Source organism: uncultured Campylobacter sp. (genome assembly GCF_938045405.1).
Taxonomy (GTDB): Bacteria; Campylobacterota; Campylobacteria; order Campylobacterales; family Campylobacteraceae; genus Campylobacter_B.
The window spans coordinates 1-2,084 of the sequence record NZ_CALIMW010000096.1; the positions used below are offsets into that span (position 1 = coordinate 1).

Consider the following 2,084-nt stretch of genomic DNA (forward strand, 5'->3'; position numbering starts at 1 on the left):
AAAAATGAGCGAATTTTTATAGGATTTTGAGCTAAAAATCACGCTCGCAGCGGGCGATACTTGCGCCGCTAAGCGGTCTAAATTTACCGAGCACGCAGGCGGGCAGCAGTTTAAAAACCGCCGCCGCAAGCCGTTCTAGCAGGCGAGTATCCGAGATACCCTCAAAATCAACGATCCGCGCGCGGAGCTTAGGACGGCAAAAGCCTATCTCGCGGCGCACCCACGCCTCTACCTCATCGTAACCCGGGCTCTCGCAAAGCTCGCGCACAAGCTCCCTGCCTACGACGCCCGTAGCGCCAAGCACCAAGGCGGATTTTCCCATTTTTCGCTCCTTAAATTTCTTTAAATTTTACCGCGCTTTGGGGTCAAATTTAGCTCAGGCGCTACGATACGCGAAATTTTATACAGCGTATTGTGCGGCACGGCTCGTCGCGCGCTCTATAAATGCGTAAAATTCAAAGGCGCCTGCCTGCGCAGCTTGTCGCTACGAAGCTAATCAAGTCCTGCTCGCACGTAAAGAAGCAACTTAACAGCGCAAGCTATAAGTGAGCTTGCGCCTCACCCGATCCGCTATTTGGCGGCTGCTATATAATTAAATTTCGGTTCGCTAAGTTTAAATTCGAAGCTAGCCAAATCCACCTCTCCGATGCATGCATCGCTATCGTAAAGCGTGAGCAAAAATTCTGCCGTTTGTTCGCTACTGTGGTATTGCGAAAACGCCGCATCGTAATCAAATCCGCGCTTTCCCGAAGCTACGTCGCAAAACTCGCTTTTAGTCGCGGCGGGAGCTAGAACTTTAGCCTGCATTTTAGCCTCTTTATCCTGCGCCAGCTCGCGGTGCAAGCCCTCGGTAAAGACGCTTACGAAAAACTTGCTCGCGCAGTAGGCCACGGCGTTTGGTACGATGCTGTAGCCGCCTGCAGAAGATATATTTATGAGTTGAGTGGGCTTATACCTATAATCTCGCGCAAATAGACTAGAAAGCAGCGTAAGCGCGACGACGTTTAGCTGCAACATCTGCTCGGTTTTATCTAAATTTTGCTCTCCTACGGCTCCGTAGTCACCAAAGCCCGCGTTATTGATGAGCGCCTTTAGCTCGTAGCTTTTTAGCTCGTCCCAAAGTGCTAGGACGTTCTCGCTGCGCGCAAGGTCGCAAATTTTAATAACGACGTCCGATTTGGGCGCGATCTGCGCGATCTCGTCCTTTAAGCTTTGCAGCAGCTCCGCTCTGCGCGCGATTAGGATCAAATTTTCTCCGCGCCCAGCAAACGCCTTTGCCGCAGCCGCTCCGATACCAGAACTTGCACCAGTGATGACGATATATTTTTTCATTTTCTATCCTTTTTAGATTTTTCAGTTTGAAATTTTACCGAAGCTCGCCGCGTATTCATGCGTCCGCTCGTCTTAAATTTACAAATTTGCCGGCATTTTGCAAGGCGGTTTACTCGCCGCTTATGGGCGTGCGCTTGGTGTCTACCACTTTGCCGTCTAGATAGTACCGACCGCCTGCGGCGTAGTGAAGCGTCTTTAACTCGTCGGGGATCTTTTCAAACAGACAGCGTCCGCCGTCAAATATCCGCTCGTCCGCATACGCCGCGACGACCTCGCCGATGAAAAGATCATAACTCTGCTCGTTATGAGGCTCGGGGATACGCTTGCAAACGAGCCATGCGGCGCAGCCCGCGATCAGCGGTACGCGGGAGTCATCTTTATAAAAAATTTCCACGTTTTTCATCTTGTCCGCGTTATCAAAGCGCGAGTTGTTTTCGGCGCCTAGCTCGCTAAGCGGCTCCGCCTGCGCGGCCGTGGGGATCTGCACGGCGAAATACCCGCTCCTTTCGATGAGCGTCCTCGTGTACGAGCCATTGTGCGGCACGATGGTAACCTTGTCGTAGTCAAGCGCCTGCGCCCACGTTATCGCCATCGCATTGACGTCGCCATCGTATTTGGCCGATACGAGCGTGGTCGCGCCTGGGTTTGGGATATGATTTTTGTAGATCTACTTTTATGATCGCCATTTTTGCTCCTTTGATTAAATTTCATCGGCGGCAGACCATGGGCGTAGAATAGGCACCCCGCCAGCT

Annotated in this window: 3 protein-coding genes; all 3 read right to left on the reverse strand. The window is 51.9% G+C overall.

From position 1 onward, the window contains the following. Positions 1–31: 31 nt before the first annotated feature. Entirely contained in the window at positions 32–322 is a 291-nt protein-coding gene (locus Q0140_RS03555; protein ID WP_297961968.1) for a hypothetical protein, read from the reverse strand. Positions 323–570: 248 nt separating this feature from the next. Further along, the gene (locus Q0140_RS03560; RefSeq protein WP_297961971.1) at positions 571–1,332 is read right to left on the reverse strand and encodes an SDR family NAD(P)-dependent oxidoreductase; all 762 of its coding nucleotides are present in this window, start codon (positions 1,330–1,332) and stop codon (positions 571–573) included. A gap of 109 nt (positions 1,333–1,441) precedes the next feature. Next, positions 1,442–1,924 carry a flavin reductase family protein gene (locus Q0140_RS03565; RefSeq protein ID WP_297961974.1) on the reverse strand — a complete coding sequence of 161 codons (483 nt, stop codon included), beginning with the start codon at positions 1,922–1,924 and terminating at the stop codon, positions 1,442–1,444. Positions 1,925–2,084 lie beyond the last annotated feature (160 nt).